This window comes from Planococcus beijingensis, from assembly GCF_016820615.1.
Classification (GTDB): domain Bacteria; phylum Bacillota; class Bacilli; order Bacillales_A; family Planococcaceae; genus Planococcus; species Planococcus notacanthi.
In genome coordinates this window covers 106,235-120,919 of the sequence record NZ_JADHDZ010000004.1, presented here as the reverse complement: position 1 = coordinate 120,919, position 14,685 = coordinate 106,235, and the positions used below count along the sequence as shown (strand labels likewise).

Sequence of the window (14,685 nt, the reverse complement as noted above, 5' to 3'; positions counted from 1 at the left end):
GAGATAAGTAAAAAGAAGTTTGTCTCGAATATAGGGTATTTGGTGTTTCACAGAAATAGCCGCACCCTTCTTATCTGGCCATCTATCTGTCTAAAAGGAGGAGCTTGCGGATGATTTGGCTGAGCTTCATTTTTGCCATTGGGTTTGTTTTGATCCATCTGTTTTCAAAACGTTTAAAACTGTTGAAAGTGTTGCCGCGAAGCCGGTTCCTTTCCATCGCGGGTGGGATATCGGTCGCTTATGTCTTTTTGCACTTGTTGCCGGAACTCGGAGTTTTCCAAGATGAATTGCAGGGTGAACTGGAGAATGGTAGCCTGCGATTTTTGGAAAATCATATCTATTTGCTTGCGATGACCGGATTGGTCATCTTTTATGCACTGGAGCATTGGGTGAAGACCTCTAAAAAGAAAAATAGACATCTTGCAGAGCCTAAAGCAGCGACCGAAGTTTTTTGGGTTCACATTATCACTTTTGCTTTGTATAATGGCGTCATTGGCTATTTGCTCGTTAGGGAAGATTATCAGGATATGGGGAGTATGGTTTTGTTTTTTTCCGCGATGGCTGTTCATTTCATGGCCAACGATAAAGGGTTGCGCGCTACCCACCCAGAGGATTACGACCGGTACGGAAGATGGTTGTTGGCTGCGGCGATTCTGATCGGCTGGGGAATTGGTGCCGTTACGGAAGTGCATGATTGGATTATGTCAGTACTGACTGCGTTATTGGCAGGCGGCATTATTTTAAATGTTTTAAAGGAAGAATTGCCGGAAGAGCGGGAGAGCAGTTTATTGGCCTTTTGTACTGGGCTGATTTCTTATTCCGTCCTATTGTTACTTTTGTAAAATAAAAATTTATTTTTATAGCAAAAAAAGAAAGATAATGGTATAATAGTCATACTAAGATAGGTAATAAAGCATGGTATAAAAACGGCTTACCTAAGAGGGTGTTTACAGTGCTTACAGAAGAAGAATTGGCCATTTTCGAATATGAACTGATTAAGTTAATGGATGAATATCGAAAATGTGTTGATCAATCCTTAAAACTGAAAATACAGGAAGACATGACTTGGCTGAAAACGGCTATTTTTTCACCGGGCATGCATGGACAAACAATTGAAAATTAATCATTCGCACCCTGCTTGGCTGACCGCCAGCAGGTTTTTTTGTTTACATGCCAAGAGTGGAATTGTGAACAGGACTGTAACAAAAATCGCTATAAACACAGCAGCTATGGGCGCCTGATGAGGGTTTCAACATCGGATGCTTTATAATAGAAGGAGGTAAAGTGAAGGAGAGAATGGCATGAACGATTTAAAGCAACTGGCATTTCAGCGGAAGAACAAGATGGCTTTCCTGGCAGTGGCGTCGGTTTTAAAAGGGGTTGCTACCATTGGGCAAGCCTTGTTTTTCGTGGCTATTGCAGATCGGGTCTTTCTTCAAAATGCTGCATTCGAAAGTTTGCTGCCGTTGTTTGTCGGCTTGTTGTCGGCGATCCTGCTGCGTGCAGGTGCCGGGTATGCAATTGGCCGGGCAGGCGTGAACTTGGCTGCTGATGTAAAAAGTGAATTTCGGAGTACTTTAATAAAATCGTTTGCTTCAAATCCGCTGCAATCAGCAGCTCAAGGCCAATCCGGCCAGAAAGTCAGCTTGTTGATGGATGCAGTAGACGAAGTAGATGGGTTCTTCAGCAAATACATTCCACAAATGATTCAAACTTATATTATTCCACTGTTATTATTGGTGGTTATTTTTACTCAAAACTGGACAACCGGAGTTATTATCCTGATTACGGCCCCATTTATTCCGGTTTTCATGGCTATGGTCGGAAAAGGGACGAAAAAAAAAGCGGACGAAAAAATGAAGCAACTCAGCCAGTTTTCGGGTACGTTTCTTGATGTGTTGCAAGGTTTAACGACACTCAAGTTATTCGGACAGGCTGAAAAACAACGGAATACCATCCGCAAGAGCAGTTTAAGCTTCCGTGACTCCACAATGGACGTATTGAAATCAGCGTTTCTTTCTTCTTTGATGCTGGAGTATATCTCAATGCTGAGCATCGGAATCATTGCACTTGAAATCGGTCTGCGCCTTGTCGTCTTCGACAGCATCAGTTTTTTTACGGCATTTTTCATTTTGATTTTAGTGCCGGATTTCTTTAATCTGCTGAAAGATTTCGGCAGCGCCTTTCATACAGCAAGAGGAAGCGTGTCGGCAGCAAATCAATTGTCAGCTGAACTAGAAAAAACTCATCCAAGTCTGGTTTGGGGCAGTGAGAAATTGGCGCCTGAACCACCGCATCTTTCGCTTGAGGGCTTGTCTTTTCAATATGGCGATGATGGTTTTACTTTAGCGCCAATGGATGGTGAGATTCCTCCTTATAGCCAAGTGGCGATCATCGGCAAAAGCGGATCAGGAAAAACGACGCTCATGCAGTTGTTGGCTGGGCTTTTGCCGCAAAGTGAAGGGCGTCTGATGATCAATGGAGTCCAACGGGAGAAAATGAGTGAACAATCCTGGTTTGACCAATTAAGTTATATTTCTCAAAACCCTTACCTTTTTGCAGGCACGATTCGGGAGAACATGGAGATCGGTGCCAATCGGCAAGTCAGTGATGCTGAAATTTTGGATGCAGCTGAAAAGGCAGGGATTGCTGAAATGGTCTTGGCACTTGAGCAGGGATTTGAAACGCCTATTGGTGAAGCAGGTCGTGGATTATCGGGTGGAGAAAAGCAACGGATTGCATTGGCGCGGGCTTTTCTGAAGAAGCCTTCTTTGATTTTATTCGATGAGCCAACAACCGGCCTGGATTTGCGGACCGAACAAATTCTGCAGGATTCACTAAGTGAACTGCAGAAAACATCGACGGTTATCACGGTGGCACACCGTTTGCATACCATCAGGAAAGCGGATCTGATTTTCTTCCTTGACGGCGGCAAGCTTGAAGCTGTTGGAAGCCATGATGAATTGCTGCAAACATATAGTCCATATAAAGAAATGCTATCGGCACAGCAAGGAGGCAGTGTGCGATGAATGAATTAAAGCATGTATTAAAATTGACACTCATTGAAAAAAAGGATGTCTCGATTGCCATCTTCTTCGGGTTTTTAGCGGGGATCGCCAGTGTGGCATTGATGGGGTCGAGTGGTTATTTAATTTCGAAAGCTGCGTTAACTTCTCAAATGACGACATTGGTTGTGATGGCGGCTTGTCTGAAGTTATTCGGTTTTGCTTCGGCATTGAGCCGGTACGGTGAGCGTTTGTATTCACACCGCGCCACATTTACCATGCTCAGCCATTTAAGGGTCTCATTTTTTGAACGGCTCACGCCGCTTGCACCTGGGATTTTCGGCAAATATCGGAGCGGTGACTTGTTGTCTCGCATTGTAGGAGACGTCGAAAGCCTGCAGAATTTTCTATTGCGTGTTTTTTATCCGCCAGTTGTATTAAGTATCGTTTTTTTAAGCACCATTTTTTTCAGCTCGTTCTTTTCCATAGGCATTGCTTTGGTTATGCTGATCGGCATGCTGTTGACTGTAGTAATCGTGCCTGCTTTGTTCTCTATCCGAAAACGCAAAACAGATGGGCAGGTCAGAGCGATGCGTGGAAGCCTGGCTGTAGAAGCCACCGAATTTCTGTACGGTTTCCGTGATTTGAAAATCCACCAGCAGTTAGGCAAAAAAGAACAGCTGCTGAAAAAAGATGCTGACCAGTATAATGAAGGGCAGCGAAAAGAGGGCTTGGAAGAAAATTTGGCACAGTCAATCAATTCATTGGTCGCGTTGCTGGTTTCATTCTTTGTTCTGGGTGTCGGCGCATATTTTGTTGCCGCTGGTGAACTGGAAGGCTTATATTTGGCGATGCTCGTCATGATTTCCATTGCCGCTTTTGAAAACGTGGCACCTATGGCGGCATTTCCGGCTTACTTTGAAGAAAGCAGAAAAGCAGCTGTGCGATTGGAGGAAATTGTCGCAGTTCCTGGGGCCGCACAAGGAATAGAAAAACTTCCGGATAGACCGCTTGAAATCAACTTGAAAGAAGCGTCCTTCAGTTATCCAGGAGAAACAGCGCTTGCGGTTGATGGGGTATCGCTCCAGTTGAAGCCAGGAACAAAGACTGCGGTTGTCGGGCCCAGCGGTTCAGGCAAGTCGACTTTGATGCAATTATTGCTGAATGTTTTTCCTGTCGATCAAGGCCAATTGTCCATTGGTGGAAAGCCGGTGGAAACACTCGATCAAGAAGCCATTTGGCAGGAAATGAATATCGTCCTCCAGGAAAACCATTTCTTTTTTGGCACAATCCGCAGCAATTTATCGATCGCTAATCCAGCGGCAAGCGATGAGGAGATGGAACGGACATTGGCCCAAGTCCAGTTGGAGTTGTTTCCGCTTGAGATGAAGGTCGAAGAAAAAGGACAGAATTTGTCCGGAGGCCAAAAACAGCGTTTGGCGATTGCGCGTGCTCTTCTAAAAGGGAAGTCGCTCTGGTTTCTGGACGAGCCGGTTTCTTCCGTCGACAGTGTAACAGGAAGAGCCATTTACGAAGAATTGTTCCGACAAGGCCATAATGATACCTTTGTTGTTATCAGTCATGACTTGGTGGGTCTGGAGAAGATGGATCAAATTGCCGTCATGGAAAATGGCCGGATCGTAGAAATAGGTTCTTACAACGAATTAATGAAGAAGCACTCTTATTTCTACCAGTTGAAGCAAATCGAGAATAGTGTTTTTGCATAGAAAAGCGGAGGTGCCCGTGTAGCTTCGACAGGCTTAAGGCGGCCCGACCTGGTGGCGTTTTGTGCCATAAGGTTGGGCTGACTTAAGACCCCGAGAAGCTGGGCACCACAGCTGGACATAGAAAAACGGAAGCGATCAGTAGCTCTTCCGCACATTAGAGCAAGCAAGGAAAGCCCCTTCATGCGAATATGCATAAAGGGGCTTTTAGGTTCTTGGAGACTTTTTATTTCAACATCAAATAATCGTCTTTTTTGGCATCTTCCAGCTTCATTTGTTCCAGTTCAAGGCGCATCTTCTGTGTTTCGATGACATAGTTATCGTGCTTCAGTTTTTCAAGCTCCAGCTCAGTTTGGAGCATCTTGTGCTTCAGTTTTGTTTGGGCTTGAAAATGTGAAGTGATAATGCCTGCTAATGGAATTGAAAAGACCATGATGACGGCGACGAGACCGGTCATAAGCTCCACTCCGTTCTGATTTTTCTGATTATTTACAGTATACACATATTGCTTGTAATTTTAAAGAGCTTGATTTTCTGAAATACATGACAACTGTCATATAGAAATATAGACGTTTGTGTCTTATTGTCATGTTGCTTTCACTTTATGATTAGGTTAATAAGTTATTCGGATTGAAAAAGTCCGTATAAGGAGGAAGCCGAAAACATGAGCAGAGAAAAAACAGCGCAATTACGCAAGTTTGTCGCACCTTTCGAAAAGGCTGACGTCAAAGCAAGTGTAAGACAATTAGCAAATACAATTCCCCCTTTCATTTTGGCATGGTTCTTAGCCTATCAGGCGCTTGATGTCTCTATCTGGTTAACAATTGCATTATCAGCAGTGGCTGCGGCATTCGTCATCCGCACATTCATCATCTTCCATGACTGCACACACGGATCATTTTTCAAAAACAAGAAAGCTAACGCAGTTGTCGGGACGATTACTGGCATCATGACACTTTTCGCATATGAAAAGTGGAAACGTGAGCACTCGATTCACCATGCTTCAAGTGGTAATCTTGATAAGCGCGGAGTCGGCGATATCTGGGTTATGACAATTGAAGAATATGTGGAAGCATCGAAATGGGAACGTTTCAAATACCGCATGTACCGCAATCCACTGGTCATGTTTGGATTCGGACCGTTATTCCTGGTCTTGATCTCAAGCCGTTTCAACCGTAAAGATGCACGTAAAAAAGAACGCAATAACACGTACCTGATCAATATCTCGCTTGTTGTCATCTATTCGCTTTTAATCTGGGCAATTGGCTGGCAGGCATTCCTGATCGTTCAAGGTACAACCATGTTTATAGCTGGAGCGTTCGGCATTTGGTTGTTCTATGTTCAACACACATTCGAAGATTCGTATTTTGAAGACGAAAACGAATGGGATTATGTAAAAGCGGCTGTAGAAGGAAGCTCTTATTACCAGCTTCCGAAAGTATTGCAATGGGTAACGGGCAACATTGGTTTCCACCATGTGCATCACTTGAGCCCGCGTGTTCCAAACTACAACTTGGAAAAAGCGCACGAATCCACTCCACCGCTTCAACAGGCAACAACAATCAACATTAAATCCAGCTTGAAATCATTGCGCTATAAATTGTATGATGCACCAAATAAAACATTCGTTACATTTGGCGACATCAAACACTTATTAGGCCATTCGAAAACTGTTCAACAGTAATAGTTGGCAGAAAAAACCATTCTTAGCAGAATGGTTTTTTCTTTTGCTTATTTTTTGCTATGATTGACTCATATAGAAACGAACAGGAGGCTCTTATGCAAAGCTGGTATCAAATATTTCCTAAAAATCCATGGTTGAGTCTTTACGCCTGGGTCATCTTTTGTATTTTGCCTTTTTTCTTTATTTTTCGTTCTTCCTCATTGCCTGAGATCGTCATCGGCATTTTGCTGCTGCTGCTGTTCTTTATTGCGTACCGTCTTTCATTCAATTCGAAAACCGGCTTTGTCTATGTCTGGGTAAGTATAGAAATGGCTATCAATATTGCGATGATTCTGTTGTTCGGTTATGTTTATCTCGCTATTTTTGTGGCGTTTTTCATCGGCAATCTGCGTAATAAAGTCGGCTTTTTCATCATCTATGGCCTCCATATTGGCACGACGATTGCTGCTGTGGTATTCGGCTTTTTTGAACACAGTGAATTGTATGTTTCGCAGTTGCCGTTTATCGTGCTCAGCATATTGGGAGTTATTCTGCTGCCTTTCAATACCTACAACCGCAACAAACGAGAGAAGTTGGAAGGCCAACTTGAAGATGCCAATAAGCGGATCTCCCAATTGGTTATTATTGAAGAACGCGAGCGGATTGCACGTGACCTGCATGACACTTTAGGACAGAAGTTGTCACTGATTGGTTTAAAAAGTGACTTGGCAGGCAAGTTGATCTACCGGAATCCGGAGTCGGCCTTGAATGAAATCAATGACGTGCGGCAGACAGCCCGTACAGCTCTAAAGGAAGTGCGGGAGCTGGTATCCAATATGCGGGGCACGAAACTGGACGAGGAACTTCTGCGGATTCAGCAAATTTTAAAAGCGGCTGAAATCGATTTTGTGTTTTATGGTTCGCCGCAATTGACCAATACACCGCTGCTTGTTGAAAACGTTTTGAGCATGTGTCTGAAAGAAGCTGTGACAAACGTCGTGAAACACAGTAATGCTACACGGTGCAGTGTCCTGATCAAACAAAATCCTGAAGAAATTCTTGTTCAGGTACAGGATGATGGAAAAGGATTTCCGGAAGGAAACACATCTTTGCAAGGAAATGGATTGGCAGGGATGCGCGAACGCCTGGAATTTGTCAACGGATCAGTGGATATCAAAGTAATGGAAGGCACCACATTGAATATTCGGGTGCCGAACGTGATTCTTTATAGTTCAAAGGAGGCGATTAAATGATCCGAATCGTATTGGCTGAAGATCAGCGGATGATGTTGGGGGCTTTAGGTTCTTTATTGGATTTGGAAGAAGATATGGAAGTAGTGGGCAAAGCATCGAATGGAGAAGAGGCCATTGAACTTGTCGAAAAGCTGCAGCCTGATATTTGTATCATGGACATCGAGATGCCGTTAAAAAGCGGGTTGGACGCAGCTGAAATCTTGAAAGAAAAGCCGTGTAAAATCATTATTTTAACGACCTTTGCGCGCTCAGGTTATTTTGAACGTGCTCGAAAGGCAGGAGTCAGCGGCTATTTGCTGAAAGACAGCCCGAGCGAAGACCTTGCAACATCCATTCGGACAATTATGGATGGACGCCGTATTTATGCACCGGAATTGGTGGATTTGGCATACGGCGACGAAAATCCCTTAACCGAGCGTGAGAGCCAGGTAATGGAGTTGATTGCCGAGGGGCGGAGTACGAAAGAAATTGCCAAAGAGTTGTTCATAACAACTGGAACAGTACGCAATTACATCTCGACGATTTTGGATAAGCTGGAAGTGGGGAACCGGATTGAAGCCATTTCCCGTTTTAAAGAAAAAGGATGGTTCAAATAAAATGCCGCTGTCATCCGACAGCGGCGTTTACTTTTCAATCATTCATAAAGTGTATCTGACAAGGAGCCGTCTTCCGTGTAGATATGGAGTTCTCCGTGATTTTTATTGACATAACGCTTGGCTTCTCCCATCAGGCTTTCTTTGGTTTCTTCAATCAAGATGGCTTTTTTGCTGTCTTTTTTCTTTAATTGCCAACCTTCGTCGTGCTTTCTGATTTCATAAATCGGCCGTTCTTCGTCGCCCTCTACGCTTTTTTTTGCCTGATCCAAAGCAATTGGAATGGCACGGCCTTCTTCGTAGCCATCACGAAGCAATGCGTTGGCAATTTCAATGGCTTTATTGCGGACGGCACTGTCTAGATTTTTGAACGAATCCGGATAATCATTTTTGCTCCACGGCATAATAATCTCCTCCTTGAGATTCTTTTCCCCACTTGGATTGGCTATAAAACCGAAAAAGGGACTTTTAATAAAAGTTAAGGATGTTACACTGTAAAACAAGGAGGGGATAGAATGACAGATACTACTTATCAAATCATTGCACTATCTATTTATCTTGCAGCCATGTTGTTTATTGGTTGGTACGCTTATCGGAAAACAGCAGATTTATCCGACTACATGCTTGGTGGAAGGGGTCTTGGACCAGCAGTTGCTGCACTTAGTGCCGGTGCCTCGGATATGTCCGGTTGGCTCTTGCTTGGCTTGCCGGGAGCGATTTACCTTAATGGACTAGTTGAAGTGTGGATTGCGATCGGATTAACCGTCGGTGCCTTTTTAAACTGGTTCTTCGTTGCACCGAGGTTGCGGATTTATTCATTTGTAACCAGTGACTCGATCACGATTCCAAGTTTTCTGGAGAATCGTCTAAAGGATAAATCACGGTTATTGAGAATTGTTTCAGGTATTATCATTTTAATCTTTTTTACATTCTACGTTTCATCCGGAATGGTCGCTTCTGGTTTGTTCTTCCAGAGTTCATTCGGTATGGACTATCATTTAGGGTTAGTCTTGGGCTCGATTGTTGTTGTAGCCTACACTTTATTCGGCGGATTCCTGGCCGTCAGCTATACGGATTTTGTTCAGGGCATCATGATGGTGCTGGCTTTGATCGCAGTACCGGCAGTAGGCATTTTTGCCACAGGCGGATTCGGCGAAACAGCTGCCAGTATCCGTGAAGTGGATCCCAAGATGCTGAGCCTGGTTTCCGGTGCTTCCACAATCGGTGTCATTTCAGCAGTAGCCTGGGGACTTGGTTATTTTGGCCAGCCGCATATCATCGTCCGTTTTATGGCGATTAAAACCTTGAAGGAAGTACGCGTAGCCCGCCGTATCGGTATGGGCTGGATGATTTTCAGTCTTCTTGGAGCAGCAGCAACAGCACTTGTTGGGATTGCCTACTTCCAGCAGAACCCTTCAGCGACTCTGGTGGATCCTGAATCGGTCTTTCTGGACTTGAGCCAGATTCTGTTCCATCCACTGGTTGCTGGATTTGTACTGGCTGCTGTTTTAGCAGCGATTATGAGTACAATTTCTTCCCAGCTTTTGGTGAGTTCATCAGCGTTGATTGAAGATCTGTATAAGATTGCCTTCAAGAAAGAATCATCGCCAAAAGGATATGTGAACTTAGGGCGTATCGCTGTGGCGTTGATTGCTGTTATTGCCGCCTACCTGGCATGGGAACAGAACAATACAATTCTTGGCTTGGTTGCGTATGCGTGGGCCGGATTCGGTGCCGCTTTCGGACCGATTATCCTGTTGTCTTTATTCTGGCGTAAGCTAACATCAATGGGTGCTTTAGCCGGAATGATCGTCGGTGCTGTAACGGTCATCGTATGGGATTTGATCGGTACAATTCCCGAGGATCCTGGAGCTACTGAAACAACGAATTTCATCGGCAGTGTCTATGAAATCATTCCTGGATTCTTCCTGTGTTTGCTTGTTACATGGCTTGTCAGCCTGGTCACATACAAACCAGATGCACAGATTGAGAAAGAATTCGATGAAACAGTTCGATTGATCAACGAAGACAAATAAGTTTACCAACAAAAAGGCGTACAGCTCCTTCCAAATGGAAGGGCTGTACGCCTTTTGCATGCTGAGTTATTAACTATTACGGTTGCGTTGTTTGCGGGATTCCTGTTCCATCCGCTTAAAGCGCTGCAATTCCGATTCCTTAATAGGTGGTGATTCTCTGCGGATGATTTTTGTGAAAGACCAAAGCATCAGTACCAGCAGCACCGTGAACGGCAGAGCTGAAATCAAAGATGCGGTTTGAAGAGCTTCTAATCCGCCTGCATACAGCAGGACTGCTGCAATTGCAGCCATCAGCACACCCCAGACAATCTTGAAGGCTGTTGGTGGATTCAGGCTTCCGTAACTGGTCATAGAAGCCAGAATATAGGTAGCAGAGTCAGCCGAAGTCACAAGGAAAGTGAAAATCAGAAGGATTGCGAGAATGGACATGACGGTTGTCAGCGGCAGAACATCAAACGTCTGGAACAATGCCGAAGTCAGGTCATTATCGACCGCTTCAGCGATTCCTGTGCCCTGATTCAAGTCATACCAAAGGGCAGTGCCCCCAAAGACGGCAATCCATAGACAGGCGATAGCAGGCGGGATGACAAGCACACCCATAACGAATTCGCGTATTGTGCGCCCTCTGGAGACGCGTGCAACAAAGGCACCGACGAATGGAGACCAGGCAATGGCCCAGGCCCAATAGAATATCGTCCAGCCTTCTACCCAGTCGCCGTTTGCATATGGCTGAAGGCGAAGACTGTAAGAAACGAAGCTGGTGATGTAATCGCCCAATGCCAAAGTGAAAGTTTCCATGATGAAAACGGTTGGGCCTGCAATAAAGACAAAGACCATCAGGACCAGCGCCAACCCAAGGTTCAGGTTGCTTAAGTACGCAATCCCTTTTTTCAGGCCGGTAGAAGAAGACAGAGTGTAAGCGGCGAACATGACAACGATGATCCCTAGTTGGATTGGAAAGGCATTGTCGATGTCAAACACCGCATTCAGCCCGCCATTCATTTGGAGAACGCCAAGCCCAAGAGATGTAGCGATTCCCATCACGGTAGCGATAACTGCCAGCGAATCGATGGAATGTTTGACTAAAGGTTTACCGCCGAGCACCGGCTCAAGTGCCGTGGAAACCAATCCAGGTTTCTTTTTGCGGAATTGCAGAAATCCGATGACAAGACCAACGAGTGCGAATACCGACCACTGGCTGACTCCCCAATGAAAGAATGAATAGCCCATGGCAATTCGAGCCGATTCCGGTGTCTGTGCTTCGTCGCCGAAAGGTGTGGTGAAAAAATGGCTCATTGGTTCGGCTACTCCCCAGAAAACAAGGCCTGCTCCAAACCCTGCAGAAAACAACATGCCAATCCAGGTGAAGAATGGGAACTCGGGGCGATCACTGTCAGCGCCAAGGCGGATGCCGCCGTATTTGGATAAAGCGATGATGATGAGGAAGAGGGTGATGATAAAGACGGCAAGGAGATAAAACCAGCCGAAATTCAAGGTCGTAAAGTTAAATAAAGTTCCTGCTACATCTCCAAAACGGACCGGCATAACCGCTCCTAAGACGACAAGGATAAGTATGACCGTAGCAGAGACGATGAATACGGGATTTCCAAGTGATTTTCTATTCATTTGTACCTCCTAAAAGTGTTTCTATAATTTAGCCTACCGAACATAGCAGAAGAAAACCACCCTATCTGGCAAAAAAATCTAAATTATCGCTAAGTATTTGCCTTATTCTTTAGAATATTACTTTTCGCCATTTAAAGGAAACCTGCAGGAAACGGCGAACGGTATAGCATGGGTAAAAAAGATAAGCGAGGTGCTTTATGAAATTGGATCACATAGTTCATTTTATTCAAAAAAAGCCCAAAGAAGCTGTGGAACAGTGGCAACAGAAAAACTTTCATGCCGCTGTTGGAGGACAACATGTAAATTGGGGAACGCATAATGCGTTGCTGTACCTGAAGAATTGCTATATTGAATGGCTGGCAGTAGAGAAAGAAGAAATAGCTTCCTGTGCAGATCACCCTTTGACAAGGCTGTTGTTGCACGACCAAATAGGTTTTGGAACCATATGCCTTCGGACCAGCGAGATTCAGGCAGTCCACGAAGACTTAGAAGGCCGAGGGATTAAAACTTCCGGCATTTTGGATGCCGAGCGGCAGACTGAAGCGGGACAAGTGATCAAATGGAAGATGTTATTTATCGAAGAGCCCGTATCGACGAGCTTGCCTTCCCCATTTTTCATTGAATGGCAGGAAACGGACGAGCAACGCTACAGGAAGTTACGGGATAATGGCGCCGTGCAGGATATGAACGAAAAGCTTGCGATCGACCACTGCGTGTTTGGAGTATGGAATCCGGAGGAAACGGCAGATGCATGGCGGAAGATTCTCGGCGGCAGCCTGGAATTGCCGAATTGCCGAATTGAATTCAGAAAAACCGATCAGCCAAAGGAACGTCTGGAAGAAGTGCATTTTGTGGATGGTGAAAATAAGGTTGAATATGCACATGGCCGGTACTGGCTGCCGCGTCTATAGTTTAGCTGCAGCTAATCTGTGGTAAAATGGATAGATTGAATGGGAAATTGCCTTTCCTGCAAAAGGAGGACATGATTAATGGATGAACTACAAGAAAGAGCGGTCATCGTCGGTGTCCAGCTTCAAAAGGATCTTCATTTCGCATATGGAATGGAAGAACTGCATAATTTAGCGGAAGCTTGTAATGTCGAAGTGGTCGGGGAAGTTACACAAAACCTGGATCGCATCAATCCTTCGCATTACGTCGGAAGCGGTAAAGTGGAAGAAATTAAAGCCTTCTATGAAGAAGCCGATGCTAATCTCGTGATTTTCAACGATGAGTTGTCGCCATCGCAGATTCGAAATTTAGAAGAAGACTTGGAATGCAAAGTCATTGACCGGACGATGTTGATTTTGGATATCTTCTCGCGGCGTGCAAAAACGCGTGAAGCGCAAGTGCAGGTGGAACTGGCTCAGCTTCAGTACATGCTGCCGCGCTTAGTCGGCCTGCGTGCATCACTTGGCCGCCAAGGCGGGAGCAGCAGCGGTGGCGTAGCCAACCGTGGAGCTGGTGAAACCAAATTGGAACTGGATCGCCGGAAAATCGAAGACCAAATCTCGAAGCTGCACAAAGAGCTCGAGCATATTAAAGACCAGCGCGTTACGCAGCGCAAACAGCGCACCAAAAAAGGTATGCCCGTCGTGTCGTTGGTCGGTTATACGAATGCCGGAAAATCAACGGTGATGAATGGATTACTGACGAAAACAGGACAAAATGAGGAAAAGCAGGTATTTGAAAAAGACATGCTGTTTGCTACATTGGAAACGTCTGTCCGTCAGATTCGCCTGGAAGACAATAAAAGCTTCTTGCTTACAGACACAGTCGGTTTCGTCAGCAAACTTCCGCATCATTTGGTGAAAGCGTTCCGCTCGACATTGGAAGAAGCCCGCAATGCAGACCTGTTGCTGCATGTTGTCGACGTGTCTAATGAAGAGCACCGTTATATGATGGAAGTCACGAACCTAACCTTGCAGGCCGTTGGAGTGGAAAATGTGCCAACACTGTATGTATACAATAAATCCGATTTAGCGGGAGTCCGATACCCGGCCGTAAATGGCGACGGCTTGTGGATTGCTGCAAAAGAAGGGAAAGGCCTGGATGAATTGCTGGAAGTCATCAAAAAAAGGATTTTCGCCGATTATGTCACTTGCCGGATGGTCATTCCGTTCGATCGCGGCGACATTGTCGCTTATCTGAACGAACACGCCAGCATTCTGGAAACCGAATACGAAGAAGAAGGCACCTTGCTGAAAGTGGAACTAAGCCATGCGGATTACGACCGCTACCAGCAATTTGTCATCGGGAAATAAAAAACTGAAAAAAGGGGCTTTCACATAAGTTCCTAAAATAAAACCGCTGGAGAAAAATCATTGATTTTTCTCCAGCGGTTTTTGCATTGTATGCGATTTTTTTGGATTTATTTTGAAAAGAAGATTAGTTTTATTCCATTAAAAGAGCTTACTATCCAAGTTGAGTGAAATACTTTCTGTTTGGATGTAAATACTTTCCGTAAACAGCTGAATACTTTCTAATAAGCTCTAAATACTTTCCATGCCTTCAAAAAGCTCAGGAATAGGATATATTCGATCTTTATAACTCCTGACGAATGGCATATTTGCCGATTTCAACATCTCGGAGGCGGTAGTAGTGGAATGAATCCCAGTGAATATCCCGCTTGCTGATCGTCATTTTGACCAATGCCTGGTATTGCAGCAATGCATCGAGATAAGCGACCGGATCACAATAGCCACAAATTCCGATGCGCCACATTTCCCGGCAGTAATTCCAGTCATTCAGGACCCAATACACCTCTCAAAATGAATCGCACAGCTTC

At 44.9% G+C, this 14,685-nt stretch carries 14 protein-coding genes; 10 read left to right on the top strand and 4 right to left on the bottom strand.

Features of this window, described 5'->3' with window-relative positions:
• The first annotated feature begins 110 nt into the window (after positions 1–110).
• From IRE19_RS11545 to cydC, 4 genes are all read left to right on the top strand, one after another.
• Complete coding sequence (locus IRE19_RS11545) at positions 111–842, top strand: hypothetical protein (protein ID WP_203340487.1); 732 nt, start codon at positions 111–113, stop codon at positions 840–842.
• Between the two features lie 110 nt (positions 843–952).
• The gene (locus IRE19_RS11540) at positions 953–1,123 is read left to right on the top strand and encodes a hypothetical protein (protein ID WP_203340486.1); all 171 of its coding nucleotides are present in this window, start codon (positions 953–955) and stop codon (positions 1,121–1,123) included.
• Between the two features lie 178 nt (positions 1,124–1,301).
• On the top strand, positions 1,302–3,029 hold the full coding sequence (cydD, locus tag IRE19_RS11535) for a thiol reductant ABC exporter subunit CydD (protein WP_203340485.1): 1,728 nt from the start codon (positions 1,302–1,304) through the stop codon (positions 3,027–3,029).
• On the top strand, positions 3,026–4,732 hold the full coding sequence (gene cydC / locus IRE19_RS11530; protein WP_191715476.1) for a thiol reductant ABC exporter subunit CydC: 1,707 nt from the start codon (positions 3,026–3,028) through the stop codon (positions 4,730–4,732). Before cydD ends, cydC begins: the two co-directional genes overlap by 4 nt.
• 223 nt (positions 4,733–4,955) lie before the next feature.
• On the opposite strand, the gene IRE19_RS11525 is transcribed toward cydC, so the two are convergent.
• Positions 4,956–5,186 (bottom strand): hypothetical protein, encoded by a 231-nt coding sequence (locus tag IRE19_RS11525; RefSeq protein ID WP_191715477.1) that lies wholly within the window; start codon positions 5,184–5,186, stop codon positions 4,956–4,958.
• Between the two features lie 207 nt (positions 5,187–5,393).
• Between IRE19_RS11525 and desA the strand changes: the two genes are divergently transcribed.
• The 3 genes from desA (at position 5,394) to IRE19_RS11510 (ending at position 8,241) form a co-directional block, all read left to right on the top strand.
• Complete coding sequence (desA, locus tag IRE19_RS11520) at positions 5,394–6,413, top strand: Delta(5) desaturase DesA (protein WP_191715478.1); 1,020 nt, start codon at positions 5,394–5,396, stop codon at positions 6,411–6,413.
• A gap of 95 nt (positions 6,414–6,508) precedes the next feature.
• Positions 6,509–7,645: a sensor histidine kinase gene (locus IRE19_RS11515; protein WP_191715479.1), complete on the top strand. Its 1,137-nt coding sequence runs from the start codon at positions 6,509–6,511 to the stop codon at positions 7,643–7,645.
• A complete protein-coding gene (locus tag IRE19_RS11510) occupies positions 7,642–8,241 on the top strand; it encodes a response regulator transcription factor (RefSeq protein WP_191715480.1) in 600 nt (199 codons plus the stop codon). Before IRE19_RS11515 ends, IRE19_RS11510 begins: the two co-directional genes overlap by 4 nt.
• 38 nt (positions 8,242–8,279) lie before the next feature.
• On the opposite strand, the gene IRE19_RS11505 is transcribed toward IRE19_RS11510, so the two are convergent.
• Positions 8,280–8,642 (bottom strand): DUF2188 domain-containing protein, encoded by a 363-nt coding sequence (locus tag IRE19_RS11505; protein WP_191715481.1) that lies wholly within the window; start codon positions 8,640–8,642, stop codon positions 8,280–8,282.
• A gap of 111 nt (positions 8,643–8,753) precedes the next feature.
• Here IRE19_RS11505 and putP point away from each other — a divergent pair, with 111 nt between their 5' ends.
• Positions 8,754–10,274: a sodium/proline symporter PutP gene (putP, locus tag IRE19_RS11500; RefSeq protein WP_203340484.1), complete on the top strand. Its 1,521-nt coding sequence runs from the start codon at positions 8,754–8,756 to the stop codon at positions 10,272–10,274.
• A 69-nt stretch (positions 10,275–10,343) separates the two neighbouring features.
• On the opposite strand, the gene IRE19_RS11495 is transcribed toward putP, so the two are convergent.
• Positions 10,344–11,900, bottom strand: coding sequence for a BCCT family transporter (locus IRE19_RS11495; protein WP_203340483.1), 1,557 nt, complete (start codon positions 11,898–11,900; stop codon positions 10,344–10,346).
• Between the two features lie 197 nt (positions 11,901–12,097).
• Here IRE19_RS11495 and IRE19_RS11490 point away from each other — a divergent pair, with 197 nt between their 5' ends.
• Both IRE19_RS11490 and hflX read left to right on the top strand, forming a co-directional pair.
• Positions 12,098–12,811 (top strand): VOC family protein, encoded by a 714-nt coding sequence (locus IRE19_RS11490; protein WP_203340482.1) that lies wholly within the window; start codon positions 12,098–12,100, stop codon positions 12,809–12,811.
• A 78-nt stretch (positions 12,812–12,889) separates the two neighbouring features.
• Entirely contained in the window at positions 12,890–14,161 is a 1,272-nt protein-coding gene (hflX, locus tag IRE19_RS11485; protein ID WP_203340481.1) for a GTPase HflX, read from the top strand.
• A 280-nt stretch (positions 14,162–14,441) separates the two neighbouring features.
• Here hflX and IRE19_RS11480 read toward each other — a convergent pair whose 3' ends face one another.
• On the bottom strand, positions 14,442–14,621 hold the full coding sequence (locus IRE19_RS11480) for a hypothetical protein (RefSeq protein ID WP_203340480.1): 180 nt from the start codon (positions 14,619–14,621) through the stop codon (positions 14,442–14,444).
• Between the last annotated feature and the right edge of the window lie 64 nt (positions 14,622–14,685).

Bases quoted from the DNA above. Each gene is read 5' to 3' on its own strand.
- hflX (WP_203340481.1), top strand. From the start codon at position 12,890: ATGGATGAACTACAAGAAAGAGCGGTCATCGTCGGTGTCCAGCTTCAA.
- cydC (WP_191715476.1), top strand. From the start codon at position 3,026: ATGAATGAATTAAAGCATGTATTAAAATTGACACTCATTGAAAAAAAG.
- desA (WP_191715478.1), top strand. From the start codon at position 5,394: ATGAGCAGAGAAAAAACAGCGCAATTACGCAAGTTTGTCGCACCTTTC.
- putP (WP_203340484.1), top strand. From the start codon at position 8,754: ATGACAGATACTACTTATCAAATCATTGCACTATCTATTTATCTTGCA.
- IRE19_RS11480 (WP_203340480.1), bottom strand. From the start codon at position 14,621: ATGTGGCGCATCGGAATTTGTGGCTATTGTGATCCGGTCGCTTATCTC.
- cydD (WP_203340485.1), top strand. From the start codon at position 1,302: ATGAACGATTTAAAGCAACTGGCATTTCAGCGGAAGAACAAGATGGCT.
- IRE19_RS11495 (WP_203340483.1), bottom strand. From the start codon at position 11,900: ATGAATAGAAAATCACTTGGAAATCCCGTATTCATCGTCTCTGCTACG.
- IRE19_RS11545 (WP_203340487.1), top strand. From the start codon at position 111: ATGATTTGGCTGAGCTTCATTTTTGCCATTGGGTTTGTTTTGATCCAT.
- IRE19_RS11525 (WP_191715477.1), bottom strand. From the start codon at position 5,186: ATGACCGGTCTCGTCGCCGTCATCATGGTCTTTTCAATTCCATTAGCA.
- IRE19_RS11505 (WP_191715481.1), bottom strand. From the start codon at position 8,642: ATGCCGTGGAGCAAAAATGATTATCCGGATTCGTTCAAAAATCTAGAC.
- IRE19_RS11510 (WP_191715480.1), top strand. From the start codon at position 7,642: ATGATCCGAATCGTATTGGCTGAAGATCAGCGGATGATGTTGGGGGCT.
- IRE19_RS11515 (WP_191715479.1), top strand. From the start codon at position 6,509: ATGCAAAGCTGGTATCAAATATTTCCTAAAAATCCATGGTTGAGTCTT.
- IRE19_RS11490 (WP_203340482.1), top strand. From the start codon at position 12,098: ATGAAATTGGATCACATAGTTCATTTTATTCAAAAAAAGCCCAAAGAA.